Genomic DNA, 19,103 nt, shown 5'->3' with positions numbered 1-19,103 from the left:
AGTCTTTAAGAAGACGAATGAGCTGGCACATTGGCCAATGGAAAGGCCAAAAAGAAAGAAGTGCCTTTCTCCAACTCGGTCTCAAACCAAATATTGCCTCCCGCTGTTTCAACCCCTCTTTTGGCAATGGCCAGTCCCAAACCTGAGCCTTCGCTCTTGGTGCTAAAGTTTGGTATAAAAATCTTTTCCCTAAGCTCCTCGGGGATACCTCGTCCATTATCTTTTACCTCTAGTCGGGTCCAGCCACTTTCCGCTGTGAGTACTACATCAATTACCGCTTTTTTATCTTCTTCCACAGCCTGAATGCCATTGATAATCAAATTGGAGATCACTCGGCCAAAAAGCTTGTCATCCCCCATCACTTTCAAATTGGCATTCACCTGATCATGAAAATTCACTTCTGCCTTTTCGTTGTTATTGAACAACTCCACAGCTTTTGTCACTACCACTTCAAAGTCCATCAGCTCATTCTTAGGCAGTGGCATTTTAGCAAATGTCGAAAAAGAGGTCGCAATATCACTCAATGTATCCACCTGATGAATCATGTTGTTGATCGGCATTTTAAGCTTTTCAGGATCATCCAAACGTCCCGCGGCCTGCAACCTCAACATATGTTGCAAGGTGAGTTTCATTGGCGTCAATGGATTTTTGATCTCATGGGCTACCTGCTTGGCCATTTCTCTCCAAGCTGATTCCTTTTCATTTACGGCCAACACTTTTCGACTCGCTTCCAACTTAAACAACATGTTATTGTATTCATTAACCAACAAGCCGATCTCATCTTTGATTGGCCAAAACATCGGTTCATTGTCTTCCAAATTTGTAGCTTTTAACTTTTGGGTAAGCAGCTTAAATGGATCTGTCAAATTCTTGGACATGAAAAACGAAACTATCAAAAACACTATAAAAATCGCAACAAAAATATTAATAATCGTGCTGAACACGTCTACTATCAGCACATTGAGTTCCTCTTCGGATTCAAAGAATGGGATGGCAATAATTCCTAAAATATTTTGTCGTCCAACATCCCGAAGGGCCAAGTAAACTGTTTTGTATTTTAAGTCTCCCACTTGCTCTTCTAAAATTATCCTATTGTTTTGGGCCTCCAATACTTCCGCATAAGCTTCTGGGTTCAAGTACTTAGTCAGCACTTTTTTCTCAAAAATATTAGGCTGGCTGGTAGCCATAAGCATTCCTGAGGGTAGATAAACATTGATATCAGTTGCCGTGGTACTCGCTAAAACATAAACCTCTGCTAAGAAATCATCTAAATCCATCGTTCCTTGGTTTTCCTCTTCCATATATTGGGCTAGATTATCTCTGATAATTTCTGCTTTTTCAAAATATTGTCTGTGCAGATCTTCCAAATAAGACTTGCTCAATAGTCCTATTGAAATCGCACTGATGACCAACATAGGAACAAAAAAGGCAAAATTAAGATAGAACTGAAGTTTAGTGGCATAATTGAATTTCACCTTCCCCACTCCTGTAACCAAGGCATAGACCATGATAAAGAAAAGCGTACAGGCAATGTAACTGATAAAAAAGAAGGAAACATCCGCTAAAATATAATTGTAAGGATAAATTGGACTAGATACCAAAATGGTTTTAGATTGATTCCTTACACCAAAGTGGTGGTATCCGTTTCTGAAAATACCTGTAGAAAAAAGGTTATCATTTTCCAATAAGCCGATCACAACTGGACTTCGATAATTAAATGCTCCAACACTGAATTGCAAGATATTATCCCTAAAAACAGCATAGTCAAAGCTTTCATTTTGGATGTCATCCATGTACTTTTTGTCCATCAAAAGTTTTGGAAAAACACTATTGGACTGAATTCTTCTTTGGATAAGTTCCAATAGAATAGTCCCAATAAAATTCCCGTTTTTAAACATAGGCACGAAGGTGTAAAATTTATTCCCCTCTATTCCCTCATTACCTTTGACAAAGTACAAGCCTGGAACAGCACTTATGGCATAATCACTGTTCATGTACCTGAACCTGTAATCATCCAATACCTCTTCACTTTCCCGATTAAGAATATCCTCACCTTTCACATTATATATCATCACTTTCAAGTCATATTGATCGAAGTAGTTGGATATATAAATCTTCCTGATCTTTTGTTCAATGGGTTCTTTGGATCTTGATGGATCAACCATTTTGTTTTTGATAAACAGATCATCTTTTAGTCTATCAATCACGTCACTGAGCAGAAATTCGGCCATGGCATCACTCTCCATCATAACCTGCTCAGCTACTTTTTCTTTGGAATGTATTTCCCTTTTCCTAAAATCCTGATAAGAAGCTGCACCGGTAATCACCGCTCCCATCAGACAGCCAAAGAAAAAAGTCAAGAAAGTATTCAACTGTAACTTCAGCACATTGTCATAAAGCTCAAAAGTGATGACAGCTACTAACAGTATAAAATGAGCCAAAAAAACCACCAGGTAGATAAAGTCAAAATAAGCTGATACAGCCAAAAATGGTATAGAAAACAATATCAGGATTTTTAGCGCATAAGCTCGCTTCGCCCTTGCCTGATAAAAAACTAAATTGATGGACATGATGGTAAAAAGTAAATATGCCGCACCGCCCAAAAACAAAATGATGATACTGATGACTTTGAAATAATCAAAAGTAGGAACATCAAGAATATTTAGGTTCCACTGGGAGTTATTTGAAATATTGGTAAAGAGCTTAAAAAACAAAAACAAAAAAACTGTTGAAAGCGAATAAGCCAATAAGTAAAAGAACCACTCGTAGTATTTTTTCCTGACCTTGGCGAATACCACTATCACTTCTCTTCTACCTAATAGGCTAATAATCATCGCTAAAATGATAACCGAAGCCATCACATTTAACAACAAGTCACCAAGGCTTGGGTTGAGCGCTGAAGAAGCGTAATAGGAAGGATCAAATAATGGCACCTCAAAATAGTCCTGGGGAAAGTGAAACACCAACATCATTGCCCTCACGCTAACCAAGATAAATAAAGCATACAGAAGCCCTAGCTTTCTCCTACCTCTCTTCCATAATTTCATCACAAAATCACCACCTAGGATAAACACCAAGCCTGTCAAGGAAAAGAAAAACAACAACAAGGTCGTATTGGAGCTATGCCCTACTGGCTTGTATCCACTGCGTAATGAAATGGAAAAATAATATGTTCCATTTTCACCTTGAATCTGTTTATAGTCGTTTATAGGATCACTTGCTAAAATAAACCGATCATTCCCAAAAACATTGTCATTGTATCCTGCATGTAAGTACTCATTATCTATCTCTACTTTATCGTAAAGCGAATATACCTGGACCATTATGTACTTTTGACCATTTCGGGGTATTGTCCTTACCCTAGAAAAATAAGTACCTTTTTGGTTATCGATCAATTGATAAGACCTATAATTTACCCCAGTTCTAAAATCCTTAAAATCTGGAATCATTGAATTATCTGACCAGTATAGTAATTTGCCCTCGTCACTGTATAGATAAAATGGATGCTTGAAATCGAAATTTAAGGTTGAAAAAGAGACTTGCTTATCAGGTCTATTGTTCATCAAGAGCTGAATGTAATCATCATCAAACTCTTGAGCCACATCCCTGATTTTAGTTTCTATTTGCTGAATAGCAAGCTCATCTAAATTAGAATTGGATCTACCCGAAAAAAAATTCAATGCCAGCACTGCTGCCATCAAGATTATAATAAAAATGATTATTAGCCTTCTTTTCTTAAGCATACTTCACCTCACAATAGTATTAAAAGTAAAAAAGCAAAGTCTAATTTCAAACTTTGCTTTCCTTAATTAACTTATCAAGCCGGCACCACCTTTTTCTTTCGTGAATTCCTATACCACAAAAAACCAATAACCGCTGCCAGTAAATAAGGAGCCACAAACAAGTAAAGAATACCCATATTCAACCCGGCTCCCACAGTAGTATCACCGTTGGAAACATTATTTTCCACAGAGGCCCGGCACATGGCACATTGCGCCAAGCTGAAAGTTTGTGGCACAACTATTAATAGAACAATTAAATAAAATTTATAAACAAAAGACTTCATAACCATTCAACGACTGGATACCTGTTTTAGTTTAATGTGAATAGTAAGGACTGATCATCAAGTAAACGATCACTCCACTAATGGTGACATAGAGCCAAATAGGATAAGCATATCTCACAATTTTCCGATGCTTCTCCACCATACCTTTGGTACCATAATAATACGCCAAAAGAATAGGGAATAATGCTACCGCAGCCAACACAATATGTGTAAGCAGAATAACAAAATAAACCGTTCGAATAAGACCTTCTCCACCAAAGCTGGTGCTTTCTGCAGATGCATGGTAAACCACATAAGAAACCAAGAATATAGCTCCTAAGCCGAAGGCTATTGTCATGCAAATCCGATGAAAATTAATCCTTTTATTTTTGATAAAAACCAAGCCAGCAATCAATGCTAAGCTGGCAGTAAAGTTGATTACAGCATTGAGATGTGGTAGAAAATAAACCCATTCGCTGGCCAGATCAAGCTTAGAAGGCATAAATAACAAGATCGCTACCACCACAGGAATCAAAATAGAAATGATGGTAATTACTCTATAAACCCCTTTTTCCTCTTTTGGGGATGAAATGCTATTCTTTTCCATGTAATAATATTTTTGTCTCTAAAATCAGCAAGTCCACATCCTCTCGATTGGTGCCACTATAGTACCCCCTAATCCTTCCTTTCTCGTCTATAAGCGCCAATTTATCACTATGAACAAAGTCTTCTGCTACACCTTCTCCATCAACAGTAGGCAAAATAAAGCCACATCGGGCCAAGTCATAAACTTCCTGTTTGGGACCATTAAGAAAAAACCATTTTTCAGGTTTGGCACCATGAAGCTCTGCATATTCGGAAAGCACTTTAGGGGTGTCATAATCCGGATCTATACTGATCGAATAAAGCTGTACTTTGCTTTCGTTACGAAAAGCATCCTGGACCCTCTCCATTTCCTGTGACATAACAGGACAAATGCTTGGACAGCTAGAAAAGAAAAAGTCAACTACAGTCACTTTTCCTTCCATTTCAGCTCTTCCCACCACACTACTGTCCTGAGCCACAAAACTAAACTCTGGAATATAATGCTGGCCTTCAGAAGTAAAGTTACAATCACCAAAAGGATCCTCTACCCCATTTTCATAAAGCACGGGAATATCATATTCATTTTCTCCAAAATTCCGGAGAAACAACACAATCAGCACAGGTACCATCAAGATACAGATGAGCACCATAACCTGTAATAATCTTACCACTTTCATATCTCCTCTACAAACAAAAAAGTAGGTTGGAAGCATTCCTTCCAACCTACTTTTATTGTAAATATTTTATTGATGTTTTACCATCTATACATAAAGATGTCAGCACCTTCTTTGGATAGGGCTATTAGCAACCAAACCAAAAAGATCAAAGGAAGCATGATAGACCAAAACAAGGTCTTGGACTCATCTTTCAAGTGCATGAATTCCATCATGATGTAGGCCGCTTTCACCAAAGTAAGACCAATGAATATGGCGAACAATAACATTCCCCTTTCCATGGTAAAAGCCAACAAGAATTCTACGGAAGTGATCACCAAAAGGATCAAAGCTGTCTTCCATATTTTTTTGATCTTCTCTTTATTGCGAGGCAATACCTCCAATGTGCTGTTATTTTCGTGTAATGACATAGCTATTGAATATTATTGTTAGTTAGACAAGGTAGTAGAAGGTAAATACAAATACCCACACCAAATCTACAAAGTGCCAGTATAGACCAATTTTTTCAATCATTTCGTAGTGACCTCTTCTTTCGTAGATACCTACAGCTGCCTGATAAAAAGCCAAGAAAAGCAATACTACACCAATGGTTACGTGGAATCCGTGGAAACCAGTAATGAAGAAGAACAACTGCGCAAAAGGAGCCGGACCATACTCATTGACATGCAAGTTAGCCCCAAAAACTACTTCTTTCACGGTTTCTCCAAATGTATTGACATAAGTCATCATCGTTCCCGCGTCCGTTCCATGGATAAAGTGAGACCATTCCCAAGCCTGACAGCTTAAGAATGTAATTCCACCTAGCATAGTCCAAAGCATCCACTTCACGACATCCTGTCTATCATTTCTATGACCTGCCTCTACTGCCAACACCATTGTTACAGAAGACATGATCAAGATAAATGTCATGATACCTACGAATACCAAGGGAGCATGAACACCATGCAGAAATGGCACGGCATTGAAAATCATTTCTGGAATAGGCCAGTACTCATTAGAACTGACAAAATCATGAACAGGGCCTTCAAAGGCAGGATAACTTACTCTGATCGCACCATAAGTGATCAAGAAAGCAGCAAAAGTAAAGATGTCGGAAAGAAGGAAAAACCACATCATGAGCTTTCCATAGCTGGCCTTTAAAGGCTCATTTCCACCACCCCAGGTTCCTCTCTTGGAGTTGATTTCAATTGCAGTCGATGACATATAATCTAGATTTTAACTTAATATTCTTAATGATTCAATAATAAAAACACAAATAGATAGATCCAAAGCCCACCCAGAAAGTGCCAATAAGTAGCACACATTTCCATGGTATTCATCCTCTGGGAATGAATTTTATATCTAAAGGACGAAATTAATACAATAATTAGAAATATCACACCGCTTATCAAGTGCGCTGCGTGCAATCCCGTCAGTACATACATAAATGAACCTGCTGGATTCCCCACAAAATAAACATCTCTTTCCACCAAGGCAACCCAACTGTACCACTGACCGATCAAGAACGCAATCCCCAAAACAGTTGTGATGGACAGTGCCACTTTAAGGTTGGTCAGTTGATCATTTTTGGCTGAAATATAAGCCCAATGCAGACTGGCACTGCTCAGTAAAATAATACCTGAGGTAAACCAAAGTACTTGTGGCAAATCATAATCCAACCAATTCCCTTCACCCTGTCTTACTATAAATGCGCTGGTCAACGCTGCAAATATCATGACCACACTCACGATAAATAACCACAAGGCAAACTTCTTCGGGTGCATGGCAATAGGTTGCTCTGCCTCCTCTATGTATGCTAACTTCTCTTCCATTATGGTATTTTATCTAATAAATAAGCTATCTGCACTATTGGCAAATAAAGGAATGAACCAAACATTATTTTCAATGCTGACTTTCTGGAACAATCCCTCATCAAAGAAAAGGTTTGTGCCAAAAACAAAGATCCGCAAACGGTAGCTACAATTCCTGAATTCAAACCTGTCAAACCAAAATAACTTGGCAATAAACCCAAAGGCAATAAAAACAGGGTGTAAATCATAATTTGGATGGCTGTATTCAAATCCTTTCTACCTCCTGAAGGAAGCAACTTGAATCCAGCTTTTTTATAATCCTCATCACTTACCCAAGCAATGGCCCAGAAATGCGGGAATTGCCAGATAAATTGAATACCGAAGATAATCAATGCCTCATATGTAATAGCTCCAGTAGCTGCGGTCCATCCCAGCAAGGGAGGCATGGCCCCAGGAATAGCTCCTACAAATACAGCTATTGGCCCCACTCTCTTTAGAGGAGTGTAAACAAAAGCATAAAGGATCATGCTCAGTACGCCCAAACCTGTAGTAAGGGGATTGGTAAAGAACCATAGTACACTGATTCCTATCAAAGCCAATACTACGGCAAACCAATATGCTTCATTGACAGAGATAATGTTTAATGGAAGAGGTCTATTTTGTGTCCTCTTCATCAATTTATCATAATCCCTCTCCAAAATCTCATTGGCAGCTCCAGAAGCCCCACTGATCAGAAAACCTCCGACCATCAAAGCAAAGAACTTGCCCCAAGAAAATATTACGCCACTGTCTCCCAAAACAAATCCGAAAACAGCAGAGAAGGTAACCAAAGCAGAAAGCCGGAACTTAATCAGTTCATAATAAGCTTTACTTCTAATGATTATACTCTCTATGAAGGACGCTTCAGATAAATTAACTGTCCTCATGATTTGGATGTATTTAACACTATCTTCTTTTGATCTCTCAATTGTAATAAAATCACAAATTGCACCCCGATGATCAAGGATCCCACCAATAAGTGGATAGGCTGCAAGAAGGCAGGAATACCAAAGTAGGCCATTCCAGCCCCTGTGATGATTTCAAAAAAGATTAAAACCACCATTATTTGTGACCATTTCAATATACTTGACTTCCGATATGAAAGTCTATATACTTTATATATAAACCAAAGGTGAATGCCTAATAGCAGTAAAGAGAATGATCTGTGAATAAGAAAATCGATTCCCAAATGATCAATCCACTCAGCTCGGAAAAGATTGCCAAACTTCACGGCCACCATATCCACCTGCTCTCTTACCTGTGTTCCCCAGACAACTTGCAGCATCATCAGTACAAAACCAATGATTAATACTACAAATAAATGAGAAGGCCTATCCGTCTTCAGTTTTACAACATGATTCAGTTTGTATGCCCTATAGTGAACATAAAGCAATAAACATACAATCAGTAAAGCCAAGATCATGTGTACCGTAATCATCCAGTGAAGGAGATTGGTCGATACCACTATGGAACCAATCCAGCCTTGGAAAATAACCAACCCCAAATTCAGGAAGGAAAGAAGAGGCAGTAACTTATCTTCTTGTCGCAATTTCCATGAATATAGGAAAGTGGCTATTACCAATAAGCCAATAACCGCTCCGGTAAGCCTATTCAGATATTCAATCCAGGTCTTTGTCGCATTAAACTCACCTTCGATAAGTATTGCTTTATCATGCTTGATTTCCTCAGCCTTCTCATGGAAGCCCAAGGCATGAAGCATTTTGACAAACCTTTCGTTTTTCTCTAACCTTTTGTTGAGATAAACTTCTTGATAATTTTCGGGAAGTTGACTGGCATCTGTTGGAGGCACCCAACACCCGAAGCATTTTGGCCAGTCTGGACATCCCATTCCGGAACCGGAACTGCGGACAATCCCTCCAACCAAAATCAAGAAATAAACAGCTATCACAGTGATCAAACTGACCCTGCGAAAGCTGCTAATATTTTTAAGCGTCTTTTGATTCATTAGCTACAAGGACATCTCCACCCTCTTCTGCCATAATTTCCTTCTCCAATTTCACCTGCTCCGCTTCGTGAGGTAAGTTAGACTCTGGAGTTGAAGACAATGGTACAGTTTGAGGAATAAAGTCATCTTTTGCACCTGGTTTGGAGTAATCATATGGCCATCTGTAAACCGTTGGAATTTCTCCAGGCCAGTTACCATGCCCAGGCTCCACTGGAGTAGTCCACTCCAAAGTATTGGATTTCCATGGGTTTTGAGGTGCTCTTCTTCCTCTATACATGCTGTAGAAGAAGTTGAACAAGAAGATAAACTGAGAACCGAAAGTAATGATCGCTGCTACAGATACAAACATGTTCAAGTCTGTATACATGTCAGCAAAGTTAAAGTTCGTCCAGCTATAGTATCTTCTAGGGAATCCCGCAATACCGATGTAGTGCATTGGGAAGAACACCATGTAAACTCCTACGAATGTCAACCAGAAGTGGATATAACCTAATTTGGCATCCATCATTCTACCAAACATTTTAGGGAACCAGTGGTATACACCTGCCATCAATCCAAAGAACGAAGCAGATCCCATTACCAAGTGGAAGTGAGCCACTACGAAATAAGTGTCGTGAAGCTGAATATCCACAGCAGAGTTACCCAAGAAAATACCAGTTAGACCTCCAGAGATAAAGAAAGATACCAAACCGATAGAGAAAAGCATCGCTGGCGTAAATACCAAGTTGCCTCTCCAAAGAGTAGTCAGGTAGTTAAATACTTTTACAGCTGAAGGTACGGCAATAATCAATGTCAAGAACATAAAGATAGACCCTAAGAATGGATTCATTCCAGACACGAACATATGGTGAGCCCACACCACGAAAGACAATACAGTAATGCCCAACATGGAAAGAATCATGGCTTTGTAACCGAAGATTGGCTTTCTAGAATTGGTTGCAATTACTTCTGAAGTGATACCCAATGCAGGAAGCAATACGATGTATACTTCTGGGTGACCTAGGAACCAGAACAAGTGCTGGAACAACACGGCACTACCACCAGTATTCGGCAAAGCCTCTCCACCAATATAAATATCTGACAAGTAGAAAGAAGTACCGAAACTTCTATCAAATACCAATAACAATGCCGCAGCAAATAATACAGGGAAAGACAATAGTCCAATCACTGCAGTCAAGAAGAATGACCAAATGGTCAAAGGAAGTCTAGAGAAAGACATTCCCTTTGTTCTCAAGTTAATAACAGTAGTGATGTAATTGATACCACCCAACAACTGAGAAGCAATAAAGAACACCATAGCCACCAACCAAAGCGTCATTCCTAGACCTGAACCTGGAATAGCCTGCTGCAAAGCAGACAAAGGAGGATAAATCACCCAACCACCACCGGCAGGACCAGTAGAAATAAACAAGGAAATAAACATGATCAAACCAGCCATAAAGAAGAACCAGTAAGAAAGCATGTTCATAAATCCAGAAGCCATGTCTCTAGCACCAATCTGAAGTGGAATCAAGTAATTAGAGAATGTACCACTCAGACCAGCTGTCAATACAAAGAATACCATGATGGTTCCGTGCATGGTCACCAAGGCCAAATAGAAATTGGTATCCAAAGCACCACTTTCGTCAATCCATCCACCCAATAAAGGCTTTAGGAAAGTCATGTCCATCTCAGGGAAACCTAATTGCAACCTGAATAGGATTGAAAGGAAACCACCGATTAGTGCCCATACAATACCGGTAACCAAAAACTGCTTACCAATCATTTTATGGTCGGTACTAAAGATATACTTAGTGATAAAGTTATCACTATGTGCATGATCATCGTGATGATCATGTGCCGTAGTACCGTGTGATGATATGTTAGCTACTGCCATAATTATTTTATTATATCAATTTATATCTTATTCACCGATTTGAATCTGAGCCAACTCCTTGATCTCAGCAGGAGCGTCAGCAATCAATTCAGGGTCCATTTCAATAAATGTTTGTTGCTCAGCCATCCATTTTTGGTACTCTGCTGGCTCCACTACTTCAATCTCTCTTCTCATGGAGAAGTGACCACCACCACATACTTCAGTACAAGCCAACTCATACACAAACTCTTCATCCTGAAGTTCTGCTCTCATTTCAGCAGTAGTCTTGGTAGGCACAAACCAAAATCTAGTTGGCATACCAGGTACTGCATCCATTTTCAATCTCATGTGAGGTGCAAACACAGAGTGCAATACATCTCTAGATCTGATTTTGAAAAGCACAGGCTCTCCCTTAGGAATGACAATTTTCTGCGAAGGAAAATCATCCAAAGAATTCTTGTCAGTGAAATCCACTCCACGAGAGTTAGAAGGATTGATCAATCGGTAATCATAGCTTCCCAACTGGTTGTCCTTGCCAGGGTATCTAAATTCCCAAGCAAATTGATATCCCATTACTTCCACAACATGAGCATTTTCAGGTGCAGGAGCAGTAATATCCGTCCAAGCTTTCCATCCAGAAACAATCAAAACAGTCAAAACCAATGCAGGCACCAAAGTCCAAATGATCTCCAACTTGTTGTTGTCAGGATAAAAAGAAGCTCTCTTATCCTCTTTGTACTGGTAAGCATAACTGAACCAGAAAAGCAAGATATGTGTGATGATAAATACCACACCAGTAACGGCCATGGTTATCCAAAACAACTTATCAGTAACCACACCATGCTCAGAGGCAATCGGTAGGGTATAATTATCAAACTCTTTGATGGAATACCAAAACATCAAGCCACCAGCACCCAATAGGAAAAGGATAAACAAGGCAGCATTGATTTTGTTGCTTCCGGTAGCGGTTTTCTTGTCAGAACCTTTAACTACAGAAACCAAAGATTGTATCCTGTACACCATCCATATGATGGATACTAATATTAAAACACCTAGTGCAATAAGAAATCCCATAATTCTATCTTTTTCGGATACGTATTAAATGTGATGATGATAAGTTTCCTCCAACATTGGGTGGTTCTTAGCGATCAAGTTTTTCTTAGAAAGACCTGTCAACACAACCATAATAACCACTGATCCATACAACATAAACATGCCAATCTCCATGAAACCAACCCCACCGTTATGTCCTAAGGTACCTGGTTGAACCATCAAGAAGAAGTCAACCCAGTGTCCAATGATAATCAAAGTACAAACTACTTTCAAGAAAATAGCATGTCTCTTCGCATCTCTGGTCATCAATACCAAGAATGGCAATACGAAGTTCATGATCAAGTTAACAAAGATAAAGGCACCATACTTATCGCTGCTCAATCTTTCTATAAAGTAAACAGATTCCTCAGGAATGTTGGCGTAATAGATCAATAGGAATTGAGAGAACCACAAATAAGTCCAGAAGATGGAGAATCCAAATACAAACTTACCTAAATCGTGAAGGTGGTTTTCATTGAACATTTCCAAATAACCTCTCTCCTTCAACATAATGGTCACCAAAGTAATAGAGGAAAGCCCTGCTACAAACCAAGAGGCAAATACATACCATCCAAAAAGTGTAGAGAACCAGTGTGTATCAATTGACATTACCCAATCCCAAGCACTGATAGAAGAAGAAACGGCAAAGATTACCAAGAAAATAGCTGACCATTTTCTAATGTTATACCAATAGCTAGTTCCTCCATTCAAGTCTTCCTGGAAAGAAAGGTTTTTCAATTTGTTGAAGAAGAAGATCCATAAGCCAAAGAAGATTACCATTCTGGCTACCCAGAAAATCGGGAAGCTACCTTTTGCCAATGGCCAGTAGAAAAATCCACCTTTTCCATCAATGATTTTGTCATAATGAGCACCACCTTCCACAAAAAGATCATGATGTGTCCAGTGGAACAGATCATGTCCTGCAATAAAGTACGTTACGATCATTAAAATCGCAGCAAACGGCAACCAGTTACCAAAAGAGATCATTACTCTCAAGATTGCTGTAGCCCATCCTGCTTGTGCTGCATATTGAATGGCAAAGAAAAATACACCAATAATGGCGATTCCTGCAAAATACACATTGTTAATCCACAGATTGGCGAAGAAACGCTTTGACCAGTGGTATCCACCATGTCCTTCATCTTCATGAGCAGCTTCAGCATGATGATCACCTTCCTCTGCATGTCCAGCCTCAGCAGCATGGTCGCCGTGATCAGCAGGAGCTTCTACATGTTCAGTTCCATGACCGGCCGCTTCGTGTCCGTGTTCCCCACCTCCCATAGAAGTGAAGATTCCAATGACTAACAAGATCGCTCCAATACCTCCCATCAGCATGATGGACTTCTTCAGAGCAGCCGTGAAGTCAAATTTTTGATCCAGGTTAAAATTTGTAACGTGCGCCATTATTATTGTTTCTGAATTACTTGTTTAACATAGTGAACAATCTTCCATCTTCTTTCCGGAGTGATCTGAGAAGCATGAGCTCCCATTCTACCTTTTCCGTGCGTAATTACATGGAAAATGTGTCCTTCTGTAAGGTTGATGTAAGCACCACCTGTAAGGTTAGCGACACCACCAATTACTTCACCTACTTTACCATCACCCTGACCTGCAGGCCCGTGACATGGCAAGCAATATTGCATATAAGTATGCTCTCCCTCTTTCAATACATCCTCTGATACTTCAATAGGATTTTGAACGCTGTCAGCACCGGTTAAGTCGGCAACTTTCAGTCTATAAGGAAGCATTCCATATTGATTTCTAGGAACCGTGTTTGGCACTGGTTCTCTCATGTTCATATTATGAGGATTGTGAACGTTACTGTTGTAAAATTCACCTTTACCATCTTCTCTATTGGACAACCAGCTACCAGCTTCTTCATTTTGAATTTGGGTAAGTGGTTCATAAGCGACAGAGTGATACATTTGAGGAGCATATTCCAGTCCCTGATTATCCCCTGAAGCTCCGCAAGATACTACTCCCAATGAAGCAGCAGAAAGCGCAACTAAATATATGGATTTAATAATTTTCATATCTTCAACGTTACCTATTCAAAACTTTTATTATTCACTTCTGAAGCTCCTGAAGACTGTAACACTTCTTTTATTTTAGCTTCTTCGATACTGGCATTGTTCGCAATATCAATCGCCATCACATGCTTGTCATCTGTACTTCTTAGGTCAAAAATTCTTGGTTGTCCCCAAGGCTTAAGATTACTGCTGATCATGAAAACACCCACCATTCCGAATGAAGCCAAAAGTACGGTCAATTCGAAGGTTACAGGGATAAAGTCAGGAATCGGAGCGTGATCTTTACCACCAATGATCATTGGCCAGTCAACAGCCATCATCAACAACTGCATGGTCAAGGCAAGGCAAGTACCTAGCATCCCGAACAAAAATGCAGCGATTGGCAACCTACTTCTTCTATATCCCAACACATCTTCAAGACCGTGAACAGGATAAGGAGTATATACTTCGTGAATCTTCACGCCACTCTGCCTCACCTTGGTTACTGCGTCTTTTAACACATCCTCATCATCATAAATACCGAGGATAAAATTCGTATCTCTTTCCATTATTTATTTACTTTTTCAGATGAAGACTTTAATACTGATTTCACCTCAGCCATGTTGATTACCGGGAAGAACTTGGCAAATAACAAGAACAAGGTAAAGAATAAACCAAAGGTGAACAGGTAAACTCCAACATCTGCCCAAGTTGGGTAGAACATGGCCCATGAAGATGGCAAGAAGTCCCTGTGAAGTGAGGTTACAATAATTACAAATCGTTCGAACCACATACCGATGTTTACCACCAATGAAAGTGCAAAAGTAAAGACAATGGAGGTTCTAATTTTCTTGAACCAGAAAAGTTGAGGTGAAATTACGTTACAAGTCATCATTGACCAGTAAGCCCACCAATATGGCCCAAAAGCACGGTTGATAAAGGCATATTGTTCAGCAGCTACTCCAGAATACCAAGCGATAAAGAATTCCGTAATATAAGCGATACCTACAATCGACCCTGTAATGATAATTACAATGTTCATCAACTCAATGTGTACCATTGTAATATAATCTTCCAGTTTAAACACTTTCCTTGTGATGATCATCAAGGTCAATACCATGGCAAAACCAGAGAAGATCGCACCCGCCACAAAGTAAGGAGGGAAGATCGTGGTATGCCATCCTGGGATAACTGAAGTCGCAAAGTCAAAGGATACAATAGTGTGTACAGAAAGTACAAGAGGCGTAGCCAAACCTGCCAAGATCAAGGATACTGATTCATATCTCATCCAAGTTTTTGCAGCACCATCCCAACCAAAACTCAATGCTCCATATATGGTCTTTCTAATTCCAGTTGCTCTATCTCTGATGGTAGCAAAATCCGGAATCAAACCAATGTACCAGAATACCAATGAAACCGAGAAATAAGTAGAGATCGCAAATACGTCCCAAAGCAATGGAGAGTTAAAGTTAACCCAAAGAGAACCAAAGACGTTAGGAAGAGGCAATGCCCAGTAAGCTCCTAGCCAAGGTCTACCCATGTGTAGTACTGGGAACATCGCTGCACAGATTACGGCGAAGATCGTCATCGCCTCTGCTGCACGGTTAATAGATGTTCTCCATTTTTGTCTGAAAAGTAAAAGTACCGCGGAAATCAAAGTACCCGCGTGACCGATACCTACCCACCATACGAAGTTGGTGATATCCCATGCCCAACCGACAGTTTTGTTCAATCCCCACATACCGATACCTTCCCAAACAGTGGCAGCCACCGCAATGAATCCCAATAACAAAACGCCTATTGATACGGCCAAACCCAAAAGCCAGCCAATTGTTGGCTTGCCTTCTACCTGTCTGGCAACGTCATGGGTAACGTCTTTGTAAGTTTTACCGCCCGTAACTAACGGCTCGCGTACGGATGAAGTAACCTGCATATCTTATAAAATTATTATTTACGCTTCTTTTTTGTCCTTATTTCTAATCTTGGTGAAGTACCACACATTTGGGCTCACGTTGATTTCCTCCAATACGTGGTAAGCTCTTTCCTCATTCACCTCTTTCACTGCTGAAGTTGTATTCTCCTTGATCTTCAACAATTGTGAAACTTGGCTATTTGGATCATTCATATCACCGAATACCAATGCATCAGTGGAACAAGCTACAGCACAGGCCACATTTACTTCTCCATCCTTGATTTTTCTATTCTCACGCTTAGCAGCCAACTTACCAGCTTGGATACGTTGAACACACAAACTACATTTCTCCATAACCCCTCTGGCCCTTACGGTCACATCAGGATTAAGTACCATTTTACCAAGATCATCGTTTTGAGCCACATTGACTTTAGCGAAATCTTTATTGTCATGGTATTTGAACCAGTTAAATCTTCTTACTTTATAAGGACAGTTGTTGGCACAATAACGAGTACCGATACATCTGTTGTAAGTCATTTGGTTAAGTCCTTCAGAACTGTGCGTTGTAGCCGCTACTGGACAAACTGTCTCACAAGGAGCATTGTTACAGTGCTGACACATCATTGGTTGGAAAGTCACCTCTGGGTTATCAGAAGCATTTTCCAAACCATCCAAATCGCTCGCTTCAGCATCTGAACTGTAGTAACGATCAATTCTGATCCAAGCCATTTCCCTTCTGTTCAAGACTTCTTGCTTGCCTACTACAGCCACGTTGTTTTCAACTTGACAGGCAACGGTACAAGCTCCGCAACCAACACAAGAGTTCATGTCAATTGCTAAGCCCCAGTGGTGTTGGCTATACTTATGACCATTCCAAAGTGAGATTTTGGAAGGTTTTACAAACTCACCATCCTTGTAAATTTCCGGATGAACTCGACCTGCAGAAGGATCTTTTTTATACTCTGATAAAACAGATTCCTGAATCACATTGTCGCGATTCATGTATGTCTGGTGAGTCTGAGTTTGTGCTATTTTATAAGAGTCAGCAGTTAATTCAATGGTAACTCCTGAAGTGATGTCAAAGTTGACAAAGCCCTTAGAGTTGTCCAATAGCTGATAGGCATTTACACCTACACCGTTGGCTACTCTACCTGCTTTGGTTCTACCATATCCTATCGCTAAACCGATAGTTCCTTCAGCTTGACCTGGTTGTACCAATACTGGAACAATAAGCGATTTACCATTTACAGTAATTTTGGCCTTCTTAGTTTCTCCTTCAAACATCTTCAGGCCGTTTTCATTGGCCCATTTTTGAGAAACAGTCAGATAATTGTCCCAAGTAGCTTTCGAAATTGGATCAGACATCTCCTGCAACCAAGGGTTATTGGCGAAAGTACCATCACCAATACCTACTTTTTGGTACATGATCAATTCAGCACCGGAATTAGAAGCAGAATAAGTTTTACCAATGGCAACTGCAGCAGCGTTGATATCTCCAACAGCAACCAGTTCAGCTTCTTCAGTGTTCAGTTCTACTGAATAACATCCATTATATAGTGACCTATCCCAGAATTCCTGAAAGGTGCTAACTTCTGATTGATTAGCGTAAAGCTCTTTCCAACTATCCTGAAGGAAATCGTAATAGTTTGTAGAAACCCCAGCCCAAGTCAAGAAAGACTCTTGAGCTTGTCTAGTATCAAAAAGTGGAGAAATAGCTGGCTGAGATAAACTGTACTCTCCTGCTTTAGGGTTAAAATCATTCCAAGATTCCAAGTAATGATGATCAGGAGCAACATATCCCACTAGAGAAGCTGTTTCATCCAAAGTGCCATTGGTCGCAACAGAAACTTTAGCTTTTGCAATAGCCTGTCCTAAAGCTTCACCTTGCGGATGGTCATATACTGGATTACAGTTATAGAACAATACCCCACCTACTCTGCCAGCAGATAGATCTGCAACAAACTTAGACATTTGTGCATCATTACCTTGCTTAAAGTTTACAGCTTTTACATAGCTTATTGTAGCGTTGTTGTTTCCTAGCAATTCGTTAATTGCATTAACAACAACTTGTACATTTGGATCGTTAGACCCAGAGACTACCAATGATTTTCCTTTGTTTGCCCAAAGTTCATTAGCAGCCTTCTCCAAATGAGCTACTTCAACACCCGCTGCTCTTAAAGTAGCTGCTCCAGCTTTTTTGGCGATCAAGTTATATAGTACCAATACGGCTAGTCCACTTTGGGAAGCTTTTATTGGAGTCCTATAATCAGCATTAGCACCTGTCAAAGAAAGGTTGGACTCAAACTGGAAATGACGAGACATGCTCGGGTTTTCCTTGGTGATTTTTCTTCCTTGAGCATACTGCTTGGAATACTCAATTGGAGCAATCCAAGTTCCAAGGAAGTCAGCTCCAAAGCTTACAATTACATTAGCTTTGTCAAAGCTATAATTTGGAAGAACACCTGCTCCGTAATAAGTTTCATTTGCTTTTATGATACCATAAGTAGAAGTTGGGTCATAAGTGACCACTTCCGCACCACCTATAGCTTCGGTCAGAGCATTTAAAGCTTTCTCAGTGGAAGGAGACATGATCGTGTTGGTTACCACTTTCACATTTCCTGCAGCTCTAAGTTTCGAAACAACTTCTTTATCTACAGTAGCCCAATCTGATTTTTCACCATTCTTATATGGGCCTGTCAATCGTTCTTTATCATATAAAGAAAGTACGGAAGCTTCAACAATTGAGCTTGTACCTCCCTTGGTAACCGGAGACAGTTTGTTACCGTCTACTTTTATCGGTCTACCTTCTCTGGTTTTAACCACAACAGATGCATACTCACCACCTCCAAAGAAGGAAGATGCATAGTAATTTGGCACGGAAGGGTTTACATCCGCTGGCTTGTTCACATAAGGAATAGCTTTTCTAACTGGTGCCTCACAAGCTGCCAATGAAGCTGCTGCAAGACTGAAACCCATTAGTTTTAGGAAGTCTCTTCTAGAAGATCCTCCTTCTTCTTGTCCGCTAATAGGAAGGTACTCAGGAAATTCGCGATCAGCATTTTTTACAAATTCCGGATCGTTTGTCAACTGTTCTAATCCCTTCCAGTATGTCTTTTTATTTTCTTTCATTTTATAT

Annotated in this window: 16 protein-coding genes; all 16 read right to left on the bottom strand. The window is 39.9% G+C overall.

Translation table 11 applies throughout. The annotated features are described in order from the left end of the window. Nucleotides 1–5 precede the first annotated feature (5 nt). The 16 genes from JL001_RS10110 to JL001_RS10035 all read right to left on the bottom strand — a co-directional run bounded on the left by JL001_RS10110 (nucleotide 6) and on the right by JL001_RS10035 (nucleotide 19,096). Nucleotides 6–3,698 carry a PAS domain-containing sensor histidine kinase gene (locus tag JL001_RS10110; RefSeq protein ID WP_236252769.1) on the bottom strand — a complete coding sequence of 1,231 codons (3,693 nt, stop codon included), beginning with the start codon at nucleotides 3,696–3,698 and terminating at the stop codon, nucleotides 6–8. 119 nt (nucleotides 3,699–3,817) lie between these two features. After that, complete coding sequence (locus tag JL001_RS10105) at nucleotides 3,818–4,018, bottom strand: hypothetical protein (RefSeq protein WP_370567415.1); 201 nt, start codon at nucleotides 4,016–4,018, stop codon at nucleotides 3,818–3,820. Nucleotides 4,019–4,097: 79 nt separating this feature from the next. After that, on the bottom strand, nucleotides 4,098–4,652 hold the full coding sequence (locus JL001_RS10100; protein ID WP_200975961.1) for a DUF420 domain-containing protein: 555 nt from the start codon (nucleotides 4,650–4,652) through the stop codon (nucleotides 4,098–4,100). Continuing rightward, nucleotides 4,639–5,307, bottom strand: coding sequence for an SCO family protein (locus tag JL001_RS10095; RefSeq protein WP_200980372.1), 669 nt, complete (start codon nucleotides 5,305–5,307; stop codon nucleotides 4,639–4,641). Before JL001_RS10095 ends, JL001_RS10100 begins: the two co-directional genes overlap by 14 nt. Nucleotides 5,308–5,384: 77 nt before the next feature. Then, nucleotides 5,385–5,714: a cytochrome C oxidase subunit IV family protein gene (locus JL001_RS10090; RefSeq protein WP_192008396.1), complete on the bottom strand. Its 330-nt coding sequence runs from the start codon at nucleotides 5,712–5,714 to the stop codon at nucleotides 5,385–5,387. A 22-nt stretch (nucleotides 5,715–5,736) separates the two neighbouring features. Beyond that, nucleotides 5,737–6,507: a cytochrome c oxidase subunit 3 gene (locus tag JL001_RS10085; protein WP_192008397.1), complete on the bottom strand. Its 771-nt coding sequence runs from the start codon at nucleotides 6,505–6,507 to the stop codon at nucleotides 5,737–5,739. Between the two features lie 26 nt (nucleotides 6,508–6,533). Beyond that, nucleotides 6,534–7,115: a cytochrome c oxidase subunit 3 gene (locus tag JL001_RS10080; protein ID WP_200975960.1), complete on the bottom strand. Its 582-nt coding sequence runs from the start codon at nucleotides 7,113–7,115 to the stop codon at nucleotides 6,534–6,536. Beyond that, entirely contained in the window at nucleotides 7,115–8,020 is a 906-nt protein-coding gene (cyoE, locus tag JL001_RS10075) for a heme o synthase (RefSeq protein WP_200975959.1), read from the bottom strand. Before cyoE ends, JL001_RS10080 begins: the two co-directional genes overlap by 1 nt. Next, on the bottom strand, nucleotides 8,017–9,099 hold the full coding sequence (locus tag JL001_RS10070) for a heme A synthase (protein WP_200975958.1): 1,083 nt from the start codon (nucleotides 9,097–9,099) through the stop codon (nucleotides 8,017–8,019). The genes cyoE and JL001_RS10070 overlap by 4 nt, the downstream gene beginning before the upstream one ends. Further along, complete coding sequence (locus tag JL001_RS10065; protein ID WP_200975957.1) at nucleotides 9,080–10,975, bottom strand: cbb3-type cytochrome c oxidase subunit I; 1,896 nt, start codon at nucleotides 10,973–10,975, stop codon at nucleotides 9,080–9,082. The genes JL001_RS10070 and JL001_RS10065 overlap by 20 nt, the downstream gene beginning before the upstream one ends. A 27-nt stretch (nucleotides 10,976–11,002) precedes the next feature. Beyond that, nucleotides 11,003–12,031, bottom strand: a complete 1,029-nt coding sequence (locus tag JL001_RS10060) for a cytochrome c oxidase subunit II (protein ID WP_200980370.1) — start codon at nucleotides 12,029–12,031, stop codon at nucleotides 11,003–11,005. Nucleotides 12,032–12,052: 21 nt separating this feature from the next. Beyond that, nucleotides 12,053–13,450 (bottom strand): quinol:cytochrome C oxidoreductase, encoded by a 1,398-nt coding sequence (locus JL001_RS10055; RefSeq protein WP_200975956.1) that lies wholly within the window; start codon nucleotides 13,448–13,450, stop codon nucleotides 12,053–12,055. Nucleotides 13,451–13,452: 2 nt separating this feature from the next. After that, nucleotides 13,453–14,079 carry a cytochrome c gene (locus tag JL001_RS10050; RefSeq protein ID WP_200975955.1) on the bottom strand — a complete coding sequence of 209 codons (627 nt, stop codon included), beginning with the start codon at nucleotides 14,077–14,079 and terminating at the stop codon, nucleotides 13,453–13,455. 14 nt (nucleotides 14,080–14,093) lie between these two features. Next, complete coding sequence (locus JL001_RS10045; RefSeq protein ID WP_200975954.1) at nucleotides 14,094–14,624, bottom strand: DUF3341 domain-containing protein; 531 nt, start codon at nucleotides 14,622–14,624, stop codon at nucleotides 14,094–14,096. Beyond that, entirely contained in the window at nucleotides 14,624–15,988 is a 1,365-nt protein-coding gene (nrfD, locus tag JL001_RS10040) for an NrfD/PsrC family molybdoenzyme membrane anchor subunit (RefSeq protein ID WP_192008428.1), read from the bottom strand. Before nrfD ends, JL001_RS10045 begins: the two co-directional genes overlap by 1 nt. Nucleotides 15,989–16,006: 18 nt before the next feature. Further along, on the bottom strand, nucleotides 16,007–19,096 hold the full coding sequence (locus JL001_RS10035; RefSeq protein ID WP_200975953.1) for a TAT-variant-translocated molybdopterin oxidoreductase: 3,090 nt from the start codon (nucleotides 19,094–19,096) through the stop codon (nucleotides 16,007–16,009). Between the last annotated feature and the right edge of the window lie 7 nt (nucleotides 19,097–19,103).

Origin of the sequence: Echinicola sp. 20G (assembly GCF_015533855.1) — a bacterium.
Classification (GTDB): domain Bacteria; phylum Bacteroidota; class Bacteroidia; order Cytophagales; family Cyclobacteriaceae; genus Echinicola.
The sequence above is the reverse complement of the archived record's forward strand: the minus strand, read 5'-3'. Positions and strand labels throughout refer to the sequence as shown.

Coding starts and splice junctions, on each gene's coding strand:
- JL001_RS10080 (WP_200975960.1), bottom strand. CDS start 7,115: ATGGAAGAGAAGTTAGCATACATAGAGGAGGCAGAGCAACCTATTGCC.
- JL001_RS10055 (WP_200975956.1), bottom strand. CDS start 13,450: ATGGCGCACGTTACAAATTTTAACCTGGATCAAAAATTTGACTTCACG.
- JL001_RS10100 (WP_200975961.1), bottom strand. CDS start 4,652: ATGGAAAAGAATAGCATTTCATCCCCAAAAGAGGAAAAAGGGGTTTAT.
- nrfD (WP_192008428.1), bottom strand. CDS start 15,988: ATGCAGGTTACTTCATCCGTACGCGAGCCGTTAGTTACGGGCGGTAAA.
- JL001_RS10065 (WP_200975957.1), bottom strand. CDS start 10,975: ATGGCAGTAGCTAACATATCATCACACGGTACTACGGCACATGATCAT.
- JL001_RS10090 (WP_192008396.1), bottom strand. CDS start 5,714: ATGTCATTACACGAAAATAACAGCACATTGGAGGTATTGCCTCGCAAT.
- JL001_RS10085 (WP_192008397.1), bottom strand. CDS start 6,507: ATGTCATCGACTGCAATTGAAATCAACTCCAAGAGAGGAACCTGGGGT.
- cyoE (WP_200975959.1), bottom strand. CDS start 8,020: ATGAGGACAGTTAATTTATCTGAAGCGTCCTTCATAGAGAGTATAATC.
- JL001_RS10095 (WP_200980372.1), bottom strand. CDS start 5,307: ATGAAAGTGGTAAGATTATTACAGGTTATGGTGCTCATCTGTATCTTG.
- JL001_RS10110 (WP_236252769.1), bottom strand. CDS start 3,698: ATGGCAGCAGTGCTGGCATTGAATTTTTTTTCGGGTAGATCCAATTCT.
- JL001_RS10035 (WP_200975953.1), bottom strand. CDS start 19,096: ATGAAAGAAAATAAAAAGACATACTGGAAGGGATTAGAACAGTTGACA.
- JL001_RS10045 (WP_200975954.1), bottom strand. CDS start 14,624: ATGGAAAGAGATACGAATTTTATCCTCGGTATTTATGATGATGAGGAT.
- JL001_RS10070 (WP_200975958.1), bottom strand. CDS start 9,099: ATGAATCAAAAGACGCTTAAAAATATTAGCAGCTTTCGCAGGGTCAGT.
- JL001_RS10050 (WP_200975955.1), bottom strand. CDS start 14,079: ATGAAAATTATTAAATCCATATATTTAGTTGCGCTTTCTGCTGCTTCA.